This window comes from Escherichia sp. E14V7 (assembly GCF_004212225.1).
Classification (GTDB): domain Bacteria; phylum Pseudomonadota; class Gammaproteobacteria; order Enterobacterales; family Enterobacteriaceae; genus Escherichia.
Genome location: NZ_RHJJ01000015.1, coordinates 79,482 through 96,101, shown reverse-complemented (window position 1 = coordinate 96,101; position 16,620 = coordinate 79,482). Strand labels below are relative to the sequence as shown.

General features: G+C 50.1%; 19 protein-coding genes and 1 riboswitch. Of the genes, 3 read left to right on the top strand and 16 right to left on the bottom strand.

What is annotated here, in order from left to right; translation table 11 throughout:
- Genes D9741_RS17900 through pduA form a run of 16 tightly spaced genes read right to left on the bottom strand, consistent with a single transcriptional unit; the run spans position 1 to position 13,177 of the window.
- Positions 1–1,344 (bottom strand): 4Fe-4S dicluster domain-containing protein, encoded by a 1,344-nt coding sequence (locus D9741_RS17900; RefSeq protein ID WP_130216393.1) that lies wholly within the window; start codon positions 1,342–1,344, stop codon positions 1–3.
- Complete coding sequence (locus D9741_RS17895; protein WP_130216395.1) at positions 1,341–2,453, bottom strand: 1-propanol dehydrogenase PduQ; 1,113 nt, start codon at positions 2,451–2,453, stop codon at positions 1,341–1,343. Before D9741_RS17895 ends, D9741_RS17900 begins: the two co-directional genes overlap by 4 nt.
- Positions 2,454–2,463: 10 nt before the next feature.
- The gene (gene pduP, locus D9741_RS17890) at positions 2,464–3,849 is read right to left on the bottom strand and encodes a CoA-acylating propionaldehyde dehydrogenase PduP (protein WP_130216397.1); all 1,386 of its coding nucleotides are present in this window, start codon (positions 3,847–3,849) and stop codon (positions 2,464–2,466) included.
- Complete coding sequence (gene pduO, locus D9741_RS17885; RefSeq protein ID WP_130216399.1) at positions 3,846–4,853, bottom strand: two-domain cob(I)yrinic acid a,c-diamide adenosyltransferase PduO; 1,008 nt, start codon at positions 4,851–4,853, stop codon at positions 3,846–3,848. Before pduO ends, pduP begins: the two co-directional genes overlap by 4 nt.
- 11 nt (positions 4,854–4,864) lie before the next feature.
- On the bottom strand, positions 4,865–5,140 hold the full coding sequence (locus D9741_RS17880; RefSeq protein WP_130208669.1) for a EutN/CcmL family microcompartment protein: 276 nt from the start codon (positions 5,138–5,140) through the stop codon (positions 4,865–4,867).
- Positions 5,141–5,143: 3 nt separating this feature from the next.
- Positions 5,144–5,635, bottom strand: a complete 492-nt coding sequence (gene pduM / locus D9741_RS17875; protein ID WP_130216401.1) for a microcompartment protein PduM — start codon at positions 5,633–5,635, stop codon at positions 5,144–5,146.
- Positions 5,632–6,264, bottom strand: a complete 633-nt coding sequence (locus D9741_RS17870; protein WP_130216403.1) for a phosphate propanoyltransferase — start codon at positions 6,262–6,264, stop codon at positions 5,632–5,634. The genes pduM and D9741_RS17870 overlap by 4 nt, the downstream gene beginning before the upstream one ends.
- 2 nt (positions 6,265–6,266) lie before the next feature.
- Positions 6,267–6,716, bottom strand: coding sequence for a BMC domain-containing protein (locus D9741_RS17865; RefSeq protein WP_130216405.1), 450 nt, complete (start codon positions 6,714–6,716; stop codon positions 6,267–6,269).
- Positions 6,713–6,988, bottom strand: a complete 276-nt coding sequence (gene pduJ, locus D9741_RS17860; protein WP_001057752.1) for a propanediol utilization microcompartment protein PduJ — start codon at positions 6,986–6,988, stop codon at positions 6,713–6,715. The genes D9741_RS17865 and pduJ overlap by 4 nt, the downstream gene beginning before the upstream one ends.
- A gap of 19 nt (positions 6,989–7,007) precedes the next feature.
- Positions 7,008–7,358, bottom strand: a complete 351-nt coding sequence (locus D9741_RS17855) for a glycerol dehydratase reactivase beta/small subunit family protein (protein ID WP_000444000.1) — start codon at positions 7,356–7,358, stop codon at positions 7,008–7,010.
- Positions 7,348–9,180: a diol dehydratase reactivase subunit alpha gene (locus tag D9741_RS17850; RefSeq protein ID WP_130216407.1), complete on the bottom strand. Its 1,833-nt coding sequence runs from the start codon at positions 9,178–9,180 to the stop codon at positions 7,348–7,350. The genes D9741_RS17855 and D9741_RS17850 overlap by 11 nt, the downstream gene beginning before the upstream one ends.
- A 9-nt stretch (positions 9,181–9,189) precedes the next feature.
- The gene (pduE, locus tag D9741_RS17845; RefSeq protein ID WP_085458842.1) at positions 9,190–9,708 is read right to left on the bottom strand and encodes a propanediol dehydratase small subunit PduE; all 519 of its coding nucleotides are present in this window, start codon (positions 9,706–9,708) and stop codon (positions 9,190–9,192) included.
- A 14-nt stretch (positions 9,709–9,722) separates the two neighbouring features.
- The gene (locus D9741_RS17840; RefSeq protein WP_064529396.1) at positions 9,723–10,391 is read right to left on the bottom strand and encodes a propanediol/glycerol family dehydratase medium subunit; all 669 of its coding nucleotides are present in this window, start codon (positions 10,389–10,391) and stop codon (positions 9,723–9,725) included.
- Between the two features lie 9 nt (positions 10,392–10,400).
- Positions 10,401–12,065 (bottom strand): propanediol dehydratase large subunit PduC, encoded by a 1,665-nt coding sequence (gene pduC, locus D9741_RS17835; RefSeq protein WP_130216409.1) that lies wholly within the window; start codon positions 12,063–12,065, stop codon positions 10,401–10,403.
- 18 nt (positions 12,066–12,083) lie between these two features.
- Positions 12,084–12,896, bottom strand: coding sequence for a propanediol utilization microcompartment protein PduB (gene pduB, locus D9741_RS17830; RefSeq protein ID WP_130216411.1), 813 nt, complete (start codon positions 12,894–12,896; stop codon positions 12,084–12,086).
- Positions 12,893–13,177 (bottom strand): propanediol utilization microcompartment protein PduA, encoded by a 285-nt coding sequence (gene pduA, locus D9741_RS17825; RefSeq protein WP_001183614.1) that lies wholly within the window; start codon positions 13,175–13,177, stop codon positions 12,893–12,895. Before pduA ends, pduB begins: the two co-directional genes overlap by 4 nt.
- A 513-nt stretch (positions 13,178–13,690) precedes the next feature.
- Between pduA and pduF the strand changes: the two genes are divergently transcribed.
- The 3 genes from pduF (at position 13,691) to D9741_RS17810 (ending at position 16,529) form a co-directional block, all read left to right on the top strand.
- Positions 13,691–14,500 carry a propanediol diffusion facilitator PduF gene (gene pduF / locus D9741_RS17820; protein WP_130216413.1) on the top strand — a complete coding sequence of 270 codons (810 nt, stop codon included), beginning with the start codon at positions 13,691–13,693 and terminating at the stop codon, positions 14,498–14,500.
- A gap of 203 nt (positions 14,501–14,703) precedes the next feature.
- Complete coding sequence (gene pocR, locus D9741_RS17815) at positions 14,704–15,618, top strand: regulatory protein PocR (RefSeq protein WP_130216415.1); 915 nt, start codon at positions 14,704–14,706, stop codon at positions 15,616–15,618.
- An 83-nt stretch (positions 15,619–15,701) separates the two neighbouring features.
- Positions 15,702–15,877, top strand: a riboswitch (cobalamin riboswitch).
- Between the two features lie 217 nt (positions 15,878–16,094).
- Positions 16,095–16,529, top strand: coding sequence for a cobalamin biosynthesis protein (locus D9741_RS17810; RefSeq protein ID WP_130216417.1), 435 nt, complete (start codon positions 16,095–16,097; stop codon positions 16,527–16,529).
- Positions 16,530–16,620 lie beyond the last annotated feature (91 nt).

Below are 16,620 nucleotides of genomic sequence, written 5' to 3'. Positions count from 1 at the left end.
TTAACCTCTCACAAGCGTAATCGCGTTTTCTGTCACATCGCTGACCATGCCATCAATACTGGCATGAACAGGGGCACCTAATGTGCCGTGTGGAATTTGCCCCACGCATTGCCCACGAACGACGCAATCGCCTTTTTGTACACATGGAATTGCGCTGGCACCGATGTGCTGGCGTAACAATAGCGTCACTTTTTCGGGTTGTGGTACGTGTTCAGACAATGGCGCGTCCTGATACCACGGGGTTAAGCCCAATCTGGTTACCAGCCGTTTTACTGGAATCAGGCGATAATTTGCCATGGCATCCTCAGGATTTAAGGCACCTTCGTAGCGGAGATTTTTGGCGCGTAATTCCTGCTTAAGCAGGCGGTTTATGCGCATGGGTGAAATACCTACCGGGCAGGCAACGCTGGCGCAGACGTTGCACTCCGAACAGGTGAGCGCTGTCAGTAACAGTTGCGGCGTAGCGAGCTGTTGGTAGTTAACCGCACGTACTAACAAATGCGGTGACAGTTCGTGACCGATTAAATGACGTGGGCAGAGATCGGTGCATAAGCGGCATTGTTCACAAACGGTTTTCGCGACGGCAAGTACGCTGCGGTCATCCTGCATTCGACGTTGGATCAGTGAATGAGAGTTGGGTAAAACCAGCAAGCCGCCAGTGGTTTTGCTGACTGGCGTATCGAGCGATGTGATCAAACTCCCCATCATCGGACCGCCATTGATAAAACCAGGATTATCTACCGTTGCGCCTCCCGCCAGCGCCAGTACTTCGCGTAAAGACATCCCTATGGGAACGGTCACCGTTACGGGTTTAGCAACTGCACCATTAACGGTTAGCGTGCGGCGCGTTACCGGATACTGCTGCTCAACGGCTCTGGCAATATTCAGCACAGTCTGGACGTTATTGACGACTACGCCGACGCTAACGGGTAACGCAGCGGGTGGAACGCGGCGACCAGTTGCCATCCAGATGGTCAGCACTTCGTCTCCTGCGGGGTAAACGTCGGGCAAAATATGCAGGCGGATATCAGGTGGTAACAGTGGCGTGAGTGCGTTTATTGCCAGTTGATACTTTTCTTTCAGCGCGATGATTCCGCTACTGGCCCCGGTGGCTTTCATCGCGTAGTGAACACCGCGAAGCAGGCGACTGGCTTGCTGCGCCATTAACTGCTGGTCCACTTTCAGCATCGGTTCGCATTCCGCCGCATTCACCAGGAACGTATCAACACGTGCTTGTAGCTTGATATGTGTCGGAAAGCCAGCCCCACCAGCACCTACGACGCCTGCTGCTTGTACTCGCTCGCGGATCGTCTGACCGTCGCAGGAGGTTAACTCGACGTTCATAACAACTCCTCAAGCAGTTCTGCAATAGCATTGGCATCAGCCACACGTGGGTTAGTACGCAATGTTGCATCCGCCAGCGCCGCCTGAACCATATCGGGAATACGTGATGACCATTCTGCTCTTTTTTCTTTCAGAGCATTGGCGAGAGTCGGTATTGAACACGCTTTTTTGAGCTGTTCAATATGTTGAATGAGTGCATTCAGGCTTGCGGTGTCATTGGCATTGTCCGGGCATAAATGACACGTTTTAGCCAGCCGGGCGTAGCGTTTGACGGCGCGAGGATCGCCAGCATTAAAACGAATAACTGACGTCAGCAGGAGCGCATTCGCCAGACCGTGGGGCAAATGAAACTGCCCACCGAGTTGATGGGCAATCGCATGATTTAATCCCAGTCCGGCCTGACTAAAGGCAATTCCTGCAAGTGTAGAGGCATTATGCATTTTACCGCGGGTGGCAAGACAATCGCCTTTCTTCACTGCAGTGGGCAGGTAACGAAAAACAATTTGCATGGATTTTTCGACCATTGCATCTGTGAAGTCACTGGCGCGGGGAGAAACATAGGCTTCAAGCGCATGGGTTAAAACATCCATTCCGGTATTGGCCGTTATCGCGGGTGGCACACTGACGACCAGCGAGGGGTCGAGGACTGCGATATCCGGATAAAGTGCATCATCGAAAAGGGGATATTTAATTCCCTTCTCAGGATCGCTGATGACACAGGCGCTGGTCACTTCTGAACCAGTGCCGCTGGTGGTGGGGATGGCTACGCAGGTTTCAATTTCGATAGCACACTGGCGACTAAACCAGACAATCGCTTTTGCGGCATCCAGTGCAGAGCCGCCGCCAAAACCGATAACCACATCCGGGCGTAAAGTTTGCATCTGAGTGATGCCTTTTACCACTGTCTGGATAGTTGGATCGGGCGTTATTTCGCTAAAAATACTGAGGCGATTGCTGTCGGGTAGCGCCAGGCGCAAGGTATCAATCAACGGCGATCGCGCCAGAAAGGCGTCGCAAATAATCCAGATGTGCTTATTCGTGAAACGGCTAAGTACTTTGAGACTTCCCGGTCCGCTGTATAAACGCGTCTGCAGTGAAAAAGTATTCATTTCCGTTTCTCTAGCGAATGGAAAAGCCGCTGGTTAACACACAGCGTCGTGAGCGGGCAAAAGTCCGGGCTGACGTTGTCCCTTCTCCGGTCGGTGTAGCAATGGTGAAGGTCGTAAAGCCTTCGCCGCCGACGCCAATACCCGCCCAGGAAGGACCGTTTTTGACAAAGATTGAAGTTTGCATAACGCGCGCGGCAAGGTTGAGCCGTGAGATGTTCTGCGAGTGCATGATTGCGGTGTGATGCAAACTGTCTTCTACATTCAGCGCAAGTGTGAGGGCGCTATCAAAATCGTTGACCTTCACAATGGGCAGCATTGGCATGAGTTGTTCGCTGGTAACCCAGCTATCATGGGCGTCAACAACAGCAATCAGCAAGCGGGGCGCTTTTGCTGGCAAAGGGAGGCCTGCGGCTTCCAGCAAGGCTGATGGACTTTTGCCGACCAGTTTTTTGTTGGCGACGCCGTCTGGCAGGCAAACAGCACGCAATTTTTCAGTTTGTTCATGGTTAAGAAGAAGGGCGCCAAAACTTTGCATCTGCTGAATTAAATAATCTGCCACTGAGGTCACGACGATTAGGCTTTTTTCAGCGATACACGGCAGGTTGTAATCAAACGAGGCTCCGTTAATGATGTCTTCGGCAGCTTTCACAATATCTGCCGTTTCATCGACGATGCAGGGGGGATTACCCGCACCGGCACCAATCACTTTCTTGCCACTTTTCATTCCCATGGCGACGATACCCGGACCGCCGGTAATCGCCAGAACGCTGATTTTAGGGTGCACCATCATCTGTTCGGTTGCGGCAAAGGTCGGTTCAGATACAGTAACGATCAGGTTATGAATGCCACTACAGCGAAACGCGATGTCTTCGATTATGGCGATCAATTTCAGCGAGACATTTTGGGCTCCCGGGTGTGGACTGAAGTAGACGCTATTACCAGCTGCCAGCATGCTGATGCTGTTGTTAATGATGGTTTCCGTGGGATTGGTACTTGGCGTGACCGAGCCAATAACTCCAAACGGGGAGTATTCAAACAAAACCATGCCACCATCACCGGTCAGTGCGGTGGTGGTTAAATCTTCAATTCCAGGTGTGTTATCGAGCGCCGCTTTGTTTTTTAAGTACTTATCTTCTTTATTTCCCATTCCCGTTTCGTTAGCGCTCTCTTCCGCCAGTTCTGTAAGACGGGGCGTTAATTCTTCGCGAATGGTGCTAATAATGGCGCTGCGAGTCTTAATCGGACATTGTTGAAAACGCAAAAAGGCCTGGTGTGCAGCGCCGATAGCTTCATCGACAGTCTGGAAAATACCGTTTTTTTGCGTTTGTGATGTCGTGGGGACTAGCTGCTCGCGCAGAATATTGCGGATCAGTGTTTCTAATTCAGAGTTATTCATTGGTTTTCTCCCACGCTAATTGCCGTCATTGCGCTTTGGGCAATATCCATGTCTTGTTCAACGCTACCACCACTAATACCAAGCCCTCCAAGCAATATTCCGTCACGCCAGAGGGGGAAGCCGCCACCAAAAGTGACGACTTTGCCTTGCATATGGCTTTCTAGCCCGTAAAGTGGCGCCCCCGGTTGCACGGTATCCGTAAGCTTGTGTGTTGCCGTTTTCATCGCCACGGCGGTCCAGGCTTTTTTCGGTGCCAGTTCACTGCTAACCAGCAGTGCATCAGGCATCCGCCAGGTAACACTTTCTGTTCCGTTGGCATCGACAATGCTGATAACAACGGGAATATGCAGTTCATCCGCACGCATTGCCGCGCTACGAATGAGCTGATGAATATCCTGAAAAGTGAGCGACATCGTGCGTTCCTTCAATGCTGAAGTGTGGTTGGCTTCGTGATAACGTTTTGTGATTTCCTGAATCATCAGGTTCTGATGAGCAACGTTGTCTTCCACGCGGGCGAGGGCATACAGGCAATCGGAAAGTCGGTTGATATAGTGCAATAAAACATGGCGGACGCTGGATTCCGTTGTCAGTTCAACCAGGCGTCTTTCAGCCCGCCGGGCTACCGTGCGCGCGAAATGCATGCGGCTCGCGGCTTCACAACGTCCAGGCAGAATGAAGCAGTGAACTGGAGGAACAGCGCTCATTGCGCTATCGATCGCTTTTTCAAGTGCGGCAATTTCTTCCGTACTGATGTAACGCGGCTGCGCTGATGGCTGTTCGCTTTCACTGGCGAGTTCGGCGCTAAACCAAAATATCTGTTGCTGAATGGCTTCCAGTAATATGCGATGGCTTTCGATGGCGGTGGCGCAATAACACAGACTGAGTGTCGCGTTCAGTTCATCCAGTGTGCCGTAGGCTTCGACGCGTAGATGAGTTTTACTCACGCGTTGTCCGGTAAATAGAGACGTACTTCCTGAATCACCTGTGCGGGTATAAATCGCCATCTTTCAACTCCTTAGCGCGAAATCGTATCGACAATGCCGACCACTGCCAGGTCGATGGCTTCGTTGGGGCCGCTAAAAACATGTCTGGCGCTGGATCCGCTGCTGAGGAGTACCAACTCACCGACGCCTGCACCGACTGAATCAACGGCAACTTCGTCACCGGTTAATGGCGTGAGAGGCAGTTCGCCGTCAGCACTGACCCGGCGAACCAGCAGCAGTTTTTTCCCGACCAGGGAAGGTGATTTTTGCGTGGATACCACCGCGCCAGTGACTCGAGCCAGATGCATGGGTTACTCCTGCCTGATTAACTGAATGTTTCGGGTCATTGCCGCTTCACGCGCAAGTGCGGTCACACAACATTTCCGTTGCAACACCACTATCCCTGCGCATAACTGCACTACGTCGGCATAACTTAAAAGTTGACCACGATGAAGGTAGATCGGTTGTCCTTGTTCGTCGCACCAGGTTAGCGGTAGATGGGCGAGATGCTTCAATTTGATGGCGTTCAGGAAATGACTCTGCAACGACAATTGAATGTGTATTCCCCAGGCTAACGCCTCGTGAATGTGGATTACCGCTCGATCTGACGTTTCGTTCTCCGCAAGTTGTCGCAGCAACGGTAAATCGACGAATCGAATTTGTAACGAAGCATACTGATGAACTATCTCGTTAACGCTGGCTTCTCGCAGTTGCGAAACCGTCAGCGCGAGTGTTTTCCCCGCACGTTGTTTCAGGCGAAAAATCACTTCTTCAACAATGTGTTGCGTCAGTTTGTTATTCATGGCACCGACACCAGCGTGGCAAAAACGTCAGGATTATCAGCGCCTGCGGCGTTGGCCTCGTCGGTATCAATATGCATTTCAAGGCGCATATCAGGTGAGACGCGAACAGCAACGTTATCGAATATCAGTCGTCGTTCATCACCTTCAATGGCGACCGCCACTTTATCGCCATGTGTAACGCCATAAATCAGGGCATCAAGCGAAGACATATGAATGTGCCGTTGTGCGACAATAACGCCAGAAGCGATTTCCAGCTCTGCAAACGGGCTTATCAGACGAATCCCCGGTGTGCCGCTGAGATCGCCAGACATACGTAGCGGGGCGGTGATCCCTAATGTTCTGGCGTCAGTCCGGGAAATCTCCACCTGGCTTGAGTTACGTAGTGGCCCTAACAAGCGAACGTTGTGTAATTTGCCTTTTGGTCCCACTAGCGTAACAACCTGTTCAGCAGCGAATTGACCAGGTTGCAGTAATGACTTTTTCTCGCTGATCGGTTGTTCAGGAAAAAGGCGCACATAATCCGCCGTTGAAAGATGAATATGGCGACTGGAAACGCCCAGAGGGATAGGGCGCTCGCGCATTTCATCCAGAACCTGGCTAACAGTCTCCTGCAAGGTTTGTTTATCCATTGCTACTCCCCTCGCTTATCAGAGTGCAGACAAAGTGAACGTGGCTCACCTTTTTGCCGTTGACACGCGGGATCAAGACACAAATTACAGCTGATAATCTCTGGGGGGGCGACTGTTGCTGGCGTTTCGCTTACTGCCACCGTCATATTCATTGCTTCTGTTGGGCGGGGCAGTATTCCCTCACCCGGGCGGGCAATCACTTTGTGTGCGACGAGGCCATTTCGCTGTTCGGCGAAACTGGCACCCGTCGCGATCGCCGCATTAACCGAGGCGACGTCACCGGTGATTTTAATGAGCGTCCAGCCTGAGCCATTGGTCTTCTCAAGGCCAATCAGCGTGATGGACGCGGCTTTTGCCATAGCATCTGCGCAACTGATGGCGAGTGCCAGACCACTGACTTCAAGTAATCCCAGTGATTGCTTCACGCTGTGCTCCTTAGCGAATGGGGTTATGCAGATTTAGGTAAAATGGCCTCAACATCGCTGTGTGGCCGCGGGATGACATGGCAGGATTTCACTTCGCCAACGGCGCTTGCGGCGGCGCTTCCTGCATCAACGGCGGCTTTTACTGCGCCAACATCGCCACGGACCATCACTGTAATCAGACCCGAACCAATCTTTTCATAGCCAACCAGTTGCACGTTGGCGGATTTAACCATGGCATCTGCGGCTTCAATTGCGCCAACTAACCCTTTTGTTTCAACCAGTCCTAGTGCGTTGTTCATACAGCGTTTCTCCTGTGGATTATGAGTGGCATTCCCTGAAGGGAATCCCTTTTACCAGGCGGGCAGCGTTATTGCCGATGCTGCGCCGGGCATGGTTATCTTGTTGATACATCAGCGTAAACAGTGGCGCTGATGCCGGTAAGTTTTTGTAATGCACAATCAGCTTTTCCCGGTCGCAGGCTATGCCAACCAACAGGGGGGACTGACGAGCAGCCTGCCAGGCGCTATCGATGACTTCACCTGACGGGATATGTTGAATGCGAAAGGGGATACCTTCCTCTTCAATGCCAAGAAGCACCTCATTCCATGTACTGATACAGTCACCTATTTCCGTAACGACAATAGCGGGCGTATGTTCTTTACTTTCCATGAGCCAACTCCCTGTGCCAGGAAATCAGTAGCCCGGTAGCTACCGCATTGCGCGGGCCTTCACTACCACGGATATTCCCCCGTCCGGCGACCAATCGATAATGCGCCAATGCATCGGTGACTAACTGCGGTACTTCGAAATCCAGGGAAGAACCGCCCACCAGAACGACGAACGGAATGTCGCGAATATTTCCAGCAGGGCTTACCTGACGTAGCGCGCGCAGGGCATTGGTTACGAAGACACGCTCTTTCGCACTACGACGGATAGCGCGTACTTTTTCCAGCGTCAAATCACCGGGAATAGGCACCAGTTCGTCAGGTTTCACCACACAAACGCGGGCAAATACATGAGGGGACAGCAGAGTAGGGAAGAACTGAACGCTGCCGTCTTCATGGCGTAAATGGAACAGGCTTTCTACTTTTGCCAACGGGTATTTTTTGATTTCTTCTGCCAGATAACGATCATTTAAGCCCAGTTCCCTGGCAATAATCATCGTCACCATGTCGCCCGCTCCCGCAAGGTGAGTAGCTATCATTTCCCCTTTCTGATTGATGATGGAGGCATCGGTAGAACCTGCGCCTAAGTCCAGAATTGCCAGAGGGCGTGTGGTTCCAGGGGTAGTCAAGGCTCCCTGAATTGCAGCTTCTGCTTCAGCGCCTCCGACCTGAACATCAACATGCAGTTTTTGCTTAATTTCACTGGCGATCATCGCCATTTGCAGTCGGTCGGATTTCACCATTGAAGCGATACCCACAGCCTGTTCTAGTGAAAATTCACCAGCCAGCCCACCGGTTACGCTGACGGGAACAGAGGTATCTATCGCCAGTAAATCCTGAATAAAAATTTCGTGGCTGGGTTTATTGGTCAGTTCCGCCATAGTCTGGCGAACATGTTCCAGCATACCGCCGATGTTGGTGCCCGGTTCTCCCGTTACGTTTTCCAGTTTTGAGCACTCGCCGACCGCTTTCATAATGGCATCGGCACCAGCAGCAACATCAACTCGTATTGTACGTCCGGCAGAAAGCAGCTCGATGTTTCCGGCGGGTATCGAACGGGCTTTAACGTCGCCAGAAGGTGTTTTCACCACTACTGCAGAACGGTTACCTATGAGTGCTCGTGCAACAGGAACGATATTTTTAGTCTCTTCAGCATTGAGGGCGAAAACAGTGGCAATCCCATACGGATTAGACAGGGTTTCGATAACCTTCCCGGGAACGGCGACTTCAATCGCGGCCAGCATGCCGAGCGGAATACGATCGATGTAGAGGACTTCATCAACAATGGGTAAAGGGATTTCCAGGCGGTTACTGACCAGCACGCCATCATCACGTTGCAGAATAACGCCAGTCAGTTGATATCCGGCACGCACGGAGGCGTTTATCATGGTCGCGATATCGGCAAAATCAAATGCCGATGACACGACCAGAATGTACGGTGTATCCGCCGGGCGTGTTAACAACTCTTGTGGAGTGATGGTGAGCCCCACGCCCAGTCCCACTCCGCCCGGAGTTTTTGGGTTGTGACCAATCATGGTTGATTCGGTAATGATGGTTTCCGTAATGGTTTCCATCGCCACATCGCCAATGACAGGAGTTGCTTCGTTGATACGAATAAGCGAAATATCGCTGACATTGATGCCGACTTTTTTCGTTGCCTGTGCGAGCGCCTCCTGAATACCATGGACGTTACGCAACGTACCTTTGATTCCGGTGGTTTCCGCAAGGGCGCTGCTCACGAACGACAATTCTCCAGACGTACTGAGCGTCGCCAGTGCAACTTCTGTGGTTGAATTGCCGATATCAATGCCTGCTATATATCGCATAGTTCGTCCTTAATCGTCGCCTTTCAGTTTCTTACGCTCGACATAGAGTTCGGCGGCTTCGCGGACAAATGCAGCGCAAATTTTGGCCTGATAACGACGTTCAAGATCGTCAGCAATGGCAATGAGTTCTTGCTTTGTCGAACGATAAGGGCGTAACGCATTGTAGATTTCGAGGATGCGATCGTCCGGCACTGAGGTAAGCTCGGCAGCGCGTTCAAAATTCATCGCCAGGCGATCACGACCCGCATCTCTGGCAATCGCGGCCTGAATACGCAATGTTTCAGGGGTTATACGCATATCCTGGGCGGTGACTTTATCGCTGAGGACATTCTCCAGAGTGAAATCGTCGAGCGTTTTATTGGTCGCCGTTTTAACCCATTCTGGGTGTTTATTTGCCAGTGGATAATCCGTCACTTTGGCGCTCTGTATTGACGCGTTGGGTGCCGCAGAAACAGGAGCTGCATCCTGTAGACTGTTCATGCGGTTCAACACGTCCCTGACCATCGACTCAATTGCATCGGTATTCATGAAGGTTTCCTTTGTTAAAACGTCACGCGCAGTTCTTGCGGTTTTTTGCCAGTGACCACGTACTTCGTCTCTTTGATATGTAAAATGGCTGATTTGGCCTGGTATTTAGGCCGCGCCATTTGATCGTTGAGGGTCGGAACTGGTTGTGGAGACTCACGCTTCGCATAACGCGCGGCGTTTTTACCAATTTGGCGATAAGTTTCCAGCGTCAACAAAGGCGCTTGCGGGAAAAGTTCCAGGTTAGACAAAGGGGGAAGCCCCTGCTGGTGGATAACCGTGGTGCCTTTTGACTGAATACCAATAGCAATGCCGGAACCACTAAGGCGATCGCCTTCGACCGCCACGAATGCGACATCAGACGATTTAAAGCAGCGAATCACACGGGCTTTAATGCCTTCTTCTTCGATACCGGCAATCACTTCGCGCAAGATGTTTTTATGCGGAATGCCGATAATATTGACGGTCTGCGCCAGGCCAAATGCCGGGCCTACAGCAATAATGACTTCATCCTGCTGAGTGCCTTGTTGGGCTTCGCCTATTTCGGTCAAAAAACTCCCGGCATCCGGTGCAGAAGTGGCAGTTGCGGAGACAGGTGCGCGAAATGAAACGGACTTGTCGCTGGTTTGCATTTCTGCCAACACGTCTTCGATTACCTGACGTAGTAATTTTTCGTTAATTTCCATTTCTCACCCTTAGTCAATTTCGTTGGGATCAAGTGCACCGGGAATATTTTTGATCTCTTCCCAGCGTTTCCCTTGTAGGCGATAACCCGTAGCCGGTCCGGCGTAATCATTGACGTCATTGACCGCAGAGAGCACTTGTCCGTCATCGACGATAATGGCTGAGGTATGGAGATAATCGCCGGTCAGTTTCGCTTTTTGCATGTTGAGCATGTCCTGGGCGACATCGGTAAACCCACCTTGCGCCAGGGCTTTCACTACTTCCAGGCTGTTACGGTTTTTATTGATAATTTCCTGGGCGAACTTAATGTCTTCTACGATGTTGCGTTCTGGCATATCTTTCGAGCCGTGGGCATAGGTCGCCGCTTCGACTTCTTCATCGGTAATAGGGGGTAATCCCATACCGGCAAAGACAGCCTGTAAAGCGCGTGCAGCTTTATTGCGGATGGCGACAACATCTTCTTCGCGCACCGGTCGCAGACCGCCATCAACCTTCAGGTCACGCTGAATGACGTTGTAATCATCGAAGTCTTCGGCATCTTCGTTTGAACCGGCAAACATGTTGTCGTAGTTCGGCACAGCGGAAAAACCGGAAGAGATAAAGTCAGTACCCGGCAGGAACTGCATCAGAAAACGCGCGGTACGGCGCATATCTGAGTGGGTAAAGGTCTGGTCATTACTGGAGGCACATTCCAGATCCAGCGATGAGCAAATTAAGTTTTCCGCCAGCACTGCGCGGATGCCTGACGGCACAGCTGATGGAACACCGATGCAGCTTACGGAACCATTCTGCAGCCCCTGTACGCCTGCGGCTTTGGTGATGTAAATGCAACGAGCCTCGAGATAAAGCATTGATTTGCCTTCCGCGTAACCCATCTGTACTTCAGAGCCGGAGCCGGAAGTAAAGCGCATTTTTAAGCCGCGAGAAGCATAAGATGACGCGAGAAATCCTTTTGACCACGGGGTGTCATCGCCATCGGTGAAAACAGGTTCTGTACCATAGACAGAAATTGTTTCGGCGTAACAGGTGTGGCCTAACATACCGAGTTTCAGTTCGGTGGCTTCTTCCAGTGAACACTGGGTCAAAACGCCCGGGCGCCCTACCTGTGAACCTACCAGCAGAGCGATGGCGTTGAACGGCGCATAGCGAGCAACGGCAACGGTGGTTTCCTGTTCATCAAACCCGCGCCATGCGCCTTCAGCTGCGTCGGCGGCAATTTGTACCGGGTTATCTTTGACGTTGGTGACGTGAGCCTGTTGTGATGGTGTTCGACGGGCGCGCATTTTCTGCATCGCCATCATCATCTCTACCACGTTCATCTGCGAAACCACTTCGACGATTTTGGCGGGCGTCATTGCTGTGGTAAGGGGAACGATATCGCTACGTTTGACATTTGGATCGCACAGCATATTGGCAAGTTTGACCGAATCCATCGCGATGACTTCTTCGGCGCGCGCGAGATTGATGCCGTAACGGGCGATAAAGTGGTCGATCAGGTCAAACTGGCTGGCGGGTTTTCCATCCAGCTCGGTGACAACGCCGTTAACAATTTTGATTGACGGTTTTGGATCGTTCGGGCTTTCCATCGCAATGAAGCCTTCTTCAATCCACTCTTTAACGAAACCGTCCTGGTTGACCGGGCGTTTTGCCAGTGCTTCAAATCTTTTCGATCTCATGAATCTGCCTCAGGGAATTCAGATGTAGGAAGGGCGATCGTTTTTCGGTGTATCGCCGAGAGTCGAAAGTACGGTTTTACCGATTTCGCGTGCGGAGATGACCGCCTGACGGACTGCGCCGGAGTCACCTGAGATAATCAGAATGACTTCATTGCTGTAGCTGGTGCCATGAGAAGGCGAGCTGTATGCCACCACGTCCACATTGGCGGACTTCAGCGCGGTATCGGCCATCAGAACACCCACAGCGGCCGGAGCGCCGACAATAACGCCGCAAGCGCGACCCAGAGGTGCGCCAAACGCTTTTTCCAGTGCATAGCTGGCGCGGGCGGTGTATTGCAGTTCAAGATGTCCGGCTTCGTTGGCATAGACATCACCAAAGGTCCGATCGAGTTCTTTCAGGGCAACTTCAATACCGCGTTTCACGTCGGAAACATCGTTGCCACCTAAGAGGATCAATGAGCCGTGTCCGGCACCGCCTTTGGTATCGCGAGGAAGTTCAATGCTAATAACTTCAGTGTTCGTAGCTTTTACCGCTTCATCAGCGGCCATAATGTGTGGACCTGCGCCAATACGTGCACCCAGAATGCCAATGGAGCGATAGCGTTTTTCAAGTTTCATCGCGTCCAACAGGGCGCTATCAACGTTCGCAATGACCAGACCTACAGTGTCGCCAATAGCGGTGCCAACAAATTCCGTTAACGTGCAGCTTTTTTCTGCCATAGCCGTCTCTCGTGTTTGATGAGTGGTTTCCGGGAGAACCTCATGCTCTGGCGTCGCTACGCGAGCGATGACCTGCGCCATGATCTGTTCGACCAGTTCATTGCTGCTCATGGGTTAATTCCCTTTGGTAAGATTTTTTCGACATCGGTATGTGGGCGGGGAATAACGTGTACGGCTTTTACTTCACCGACGTTACGCGCGGCGGCGGCACCTGCGTCTGTTGCCGCTTTTACAGCCCCGACATCACCACGAACGATGACGGTCACCAGCCCGGAACCTATTTTTTCGTAGCCAACCAGCAATACATTTGCCGACTTCACCATGGCGTCTGCGGCCTCTATGGCGGCAGTTAAGCCTTTGGTTTCTACCATTCCTAACGCTTCTTGTTGCATAAAGACCTCGCCTGGATTTTTTGACGATATGACTATAAAAAAAAGCGAGGAAAAAGAATGGCTGACTTAATCGGCCAATGAGAAAAATAAATAGAGGGCAAATATTATAAAATTGCTTTTATAAACTATATGTTATTAATTTATTGGTTGTTTTGTGGATGTTTCAATGTGAATTAATTGCGTTGGCTGAGGGGGGTAATTGCGGATAAAATTTCGTTGGGTTTGGTTCGCGGAAGGGAATTGTGATATTTGTTTAAATTTTATTATATCATGATGACAATTTTTTATTGTGAAAGTTTGGCAGTAATTATTACTTTCAACACTGATTAACGCTGTGTTGGATGCTTCTGCAATGACAATAATTTGCTATGTCAGCACGATTTTTCCACGAGTCTGTCATGAATGTTGGCAATATTTTTTGCAGAGCAATTTTTATAGTTGCCCTCGATATACACAACAATCAGCAATTCTGTTGGCTGATGAAGAAACAAACTCCGCAAAGAAGGTGTCACTATGAATGATTCACTCAAGGCGCAATGCGTTGCCGAGTTTTTGGGCACCGGACTGTTCCTCTTTTTTGGCATTGGTTGTTTGTGTGCCCTCAAACTTGCTGGGGCAAGTCTGGGGCTGTGGGAAATTTGTATTATTTGGGGGTTAGGTATTTCACTTGCTGTTTATCTTACGGCAGGAATTTCCGGCGCTCATCTCAACCCAGCGGTTACGATTGCTCTATGGTTGTTCGCCGCTTTTCCTGGCCGTAAAGTGCTGCCATTTTGTATGGCACAATTAGCGGGTGCCTTTGGTGGTGCGGTTCTGGCGTATTTTTTATATAGCAATTTGTTTACCGATTTTGAATCTGCCCACAATATGGTTCGTGGAAGTGCAGAAAGTTTACAACTCGCCAGTATCTTCAGTACTTACCCGGCAGCGGCAATAAATGTATGGCAGGCGGCGCTGGTTGAAATAGTCATCACGTCTATGTTGATGGGATTGATTATGGCGTTGACCGATGACGGCAACGGTGTACCGAAGGGGCCTCTTGCACCTTTACTGATTGGTATTCTGGTTGCTGTTATTGGTGCTTCTACTGGACCATTAACCGGTTTTGCCATGAATCCAGCGCGTGATTTTGGGCCAAAAATGTTCACCTGGCTTGCGGGTTGGGGAGAAATAGCGATGACTGGCGGACGCAATATTCCTTATTTCATTGTACCCATTATTGCCCCGGTCATTGGTGCCTGCGTTGGCGCGGCGATTTATCGCTTTCTCATTGCACAAAATTTACCTGTCAATAGTGTTACGCCTAAAGATATCCGCGAATAGCGAAATAACCTGGCGGTTATAAACGTTTATTTTTTTACTGTTTGTGATCTGCTTTCCGAACTTATTAAAAAGTCTCCCGCTTCATGGAGGCTTTTGTTATTGTCCTTTGTGCTTCTCGTCAGTAAATCATCAGGGATGATGTGAAGATTAAATGTAAAACAATTGTTTTTACAATAACAATAAATTAACTGGGAGGTTTTATCATGATTTCTGCGGCGACACTTAATTCAGAACTCATTAATAAAATCGCGCAGGATTTTGCGCAGGCGACCAGCCTTGCGGTTGTCGTGGTCAATATCCACGGTGATGAAATTTCCGAACTTTTTAACTTCACCCCGTTTTGTCAGATGATGCGGCAACATCCACAGCTTAGCACTCGCTGCCGCATGAGCGATCGTTGTGGAGGCCTGGAAGCTTCTAAATCCGATCAACCTTGTATTTACCGTTGCCATGCAGGATTAACCGATTTCTCTATTCCTTTGGTGATTGCCGGGCATTTAGTCGGCTTTGTGTTGTGTGGACAAGTCCGCCTGCGTAATGGTGATGTCGATTTGATCGATATTCTGAATGTCGATGATCGTTGGCAAGCAGATCCCGAATTACTTAATGAATTTCGCAAAGTCCCGGAGATGGATTACTCGCGAGTTATGGCCTCTGCTGATTTGTTGAAATTGATTGTGGAAAATTGCCTCAAAAAGCAACTCAATTTTGTCGTTATTAAAGAGAATAAACCTCATTCGGATTCAGTTCGTCAGACCCGTGCGTCTAATCCCCACGATAATAAAATGAAAAAAGCATTGCGCTATATTGATGCGCATTTATCAGACGATTTACGCCTGGAGGATGTTGCTTCGCATGTTTATCTAAGCCCTTATTATTTCAGTAAATTGTTTAAGAAATATCATGGAATTGGTTTTAATGCATGGGTAAACCAACAACGCATGGCCAGCGCCCGTGAGTTGCTGTGCCATAGTGACTGGAGCATCGCCAGCATTGCGCGTAATTTAGGCTTCTCTCAAACCAGTTATTTTTGCAAAGTTTTTCGACAGACCTATCAGGTAACGCCACAGGTTTACCGTCAGCAAATTAGCGAAAATACGGCTGCGGAAACGGCATAAATTCAATGTAAAAAATGAGGGATGGTTAAATATACTCTGGCAGTAATAATTCATTTACGTGTTATGGGAAAATTGAAATCGGCTCATAACATACGCTGACATGTTTGGCACATTTGTGCCTGGGAAGAGGGTGGAAATCCCTCGCAGCCCCCGCTGCTGTAATGCTGACAACCCCGAAAATGCCACTGATCGTGAGATCGGGAAGGTCGGGGGAGGATGACGCTAAGCCAGAAGACCAGCCTGTCAGTTAATACCAACAACTTCGGTGGGAAGTGGGTTGTCTGGAAGCGCCCGGTTGAGCACTGGCGCGTCTTTATACCCCTACCACCCTGAAAGGATCAGGGGATGGCGGCAGCATTTATTTCATTCATCGTCGTGTCGACAGGCACCAGGGCTGCACTTGTGGTGTGGCAATCTTTTTTTGTGGCATATCAACCTGACCGTTATTACAGGAAACTAAGCGGAGGGTGGTGGTCATGAAAACGATAAAACCTGAATCGATAGCTCTTTTTTGCCTCTCATCTGGCGATATTGAACTCGCTAAACATCTGGCTGAAATGTTGCCTATTACCTGTTTTGTCGGTGAGGATTGGCAGCAAGGTTTCCTGCCTTTTAACGGTGGGCCAGAACAATCATTATCAGATGCGTATAGCGATTATTCAGTGCTGTTATTGATTGCTGAAAGCGGGACACTCATCCCAGAAAGGCTCCCTCTGCCTGATGGCGTGACGGTAATCTTAATAGCAGAGTACAATGCTCGTTTGCTGAATGGTACGGCTGGTGGGGCTGTAGCGTTAATCCATTATCTGAATGAAATGTGTCAATTCAGAGAAGCCGTTGCTAATGACACATTTTGTCGGTCGTTAACGCAGGGAAATTGGGCTATTTCACAAAGCCTCCCTCATTCGTAATGGATTGAGAATGCTGGATTTTTATTTTTAATACGCGCAGTATTAATCGAAGAAATGTTATTACGGTCAGTAACAGTGGAATATCCATTGC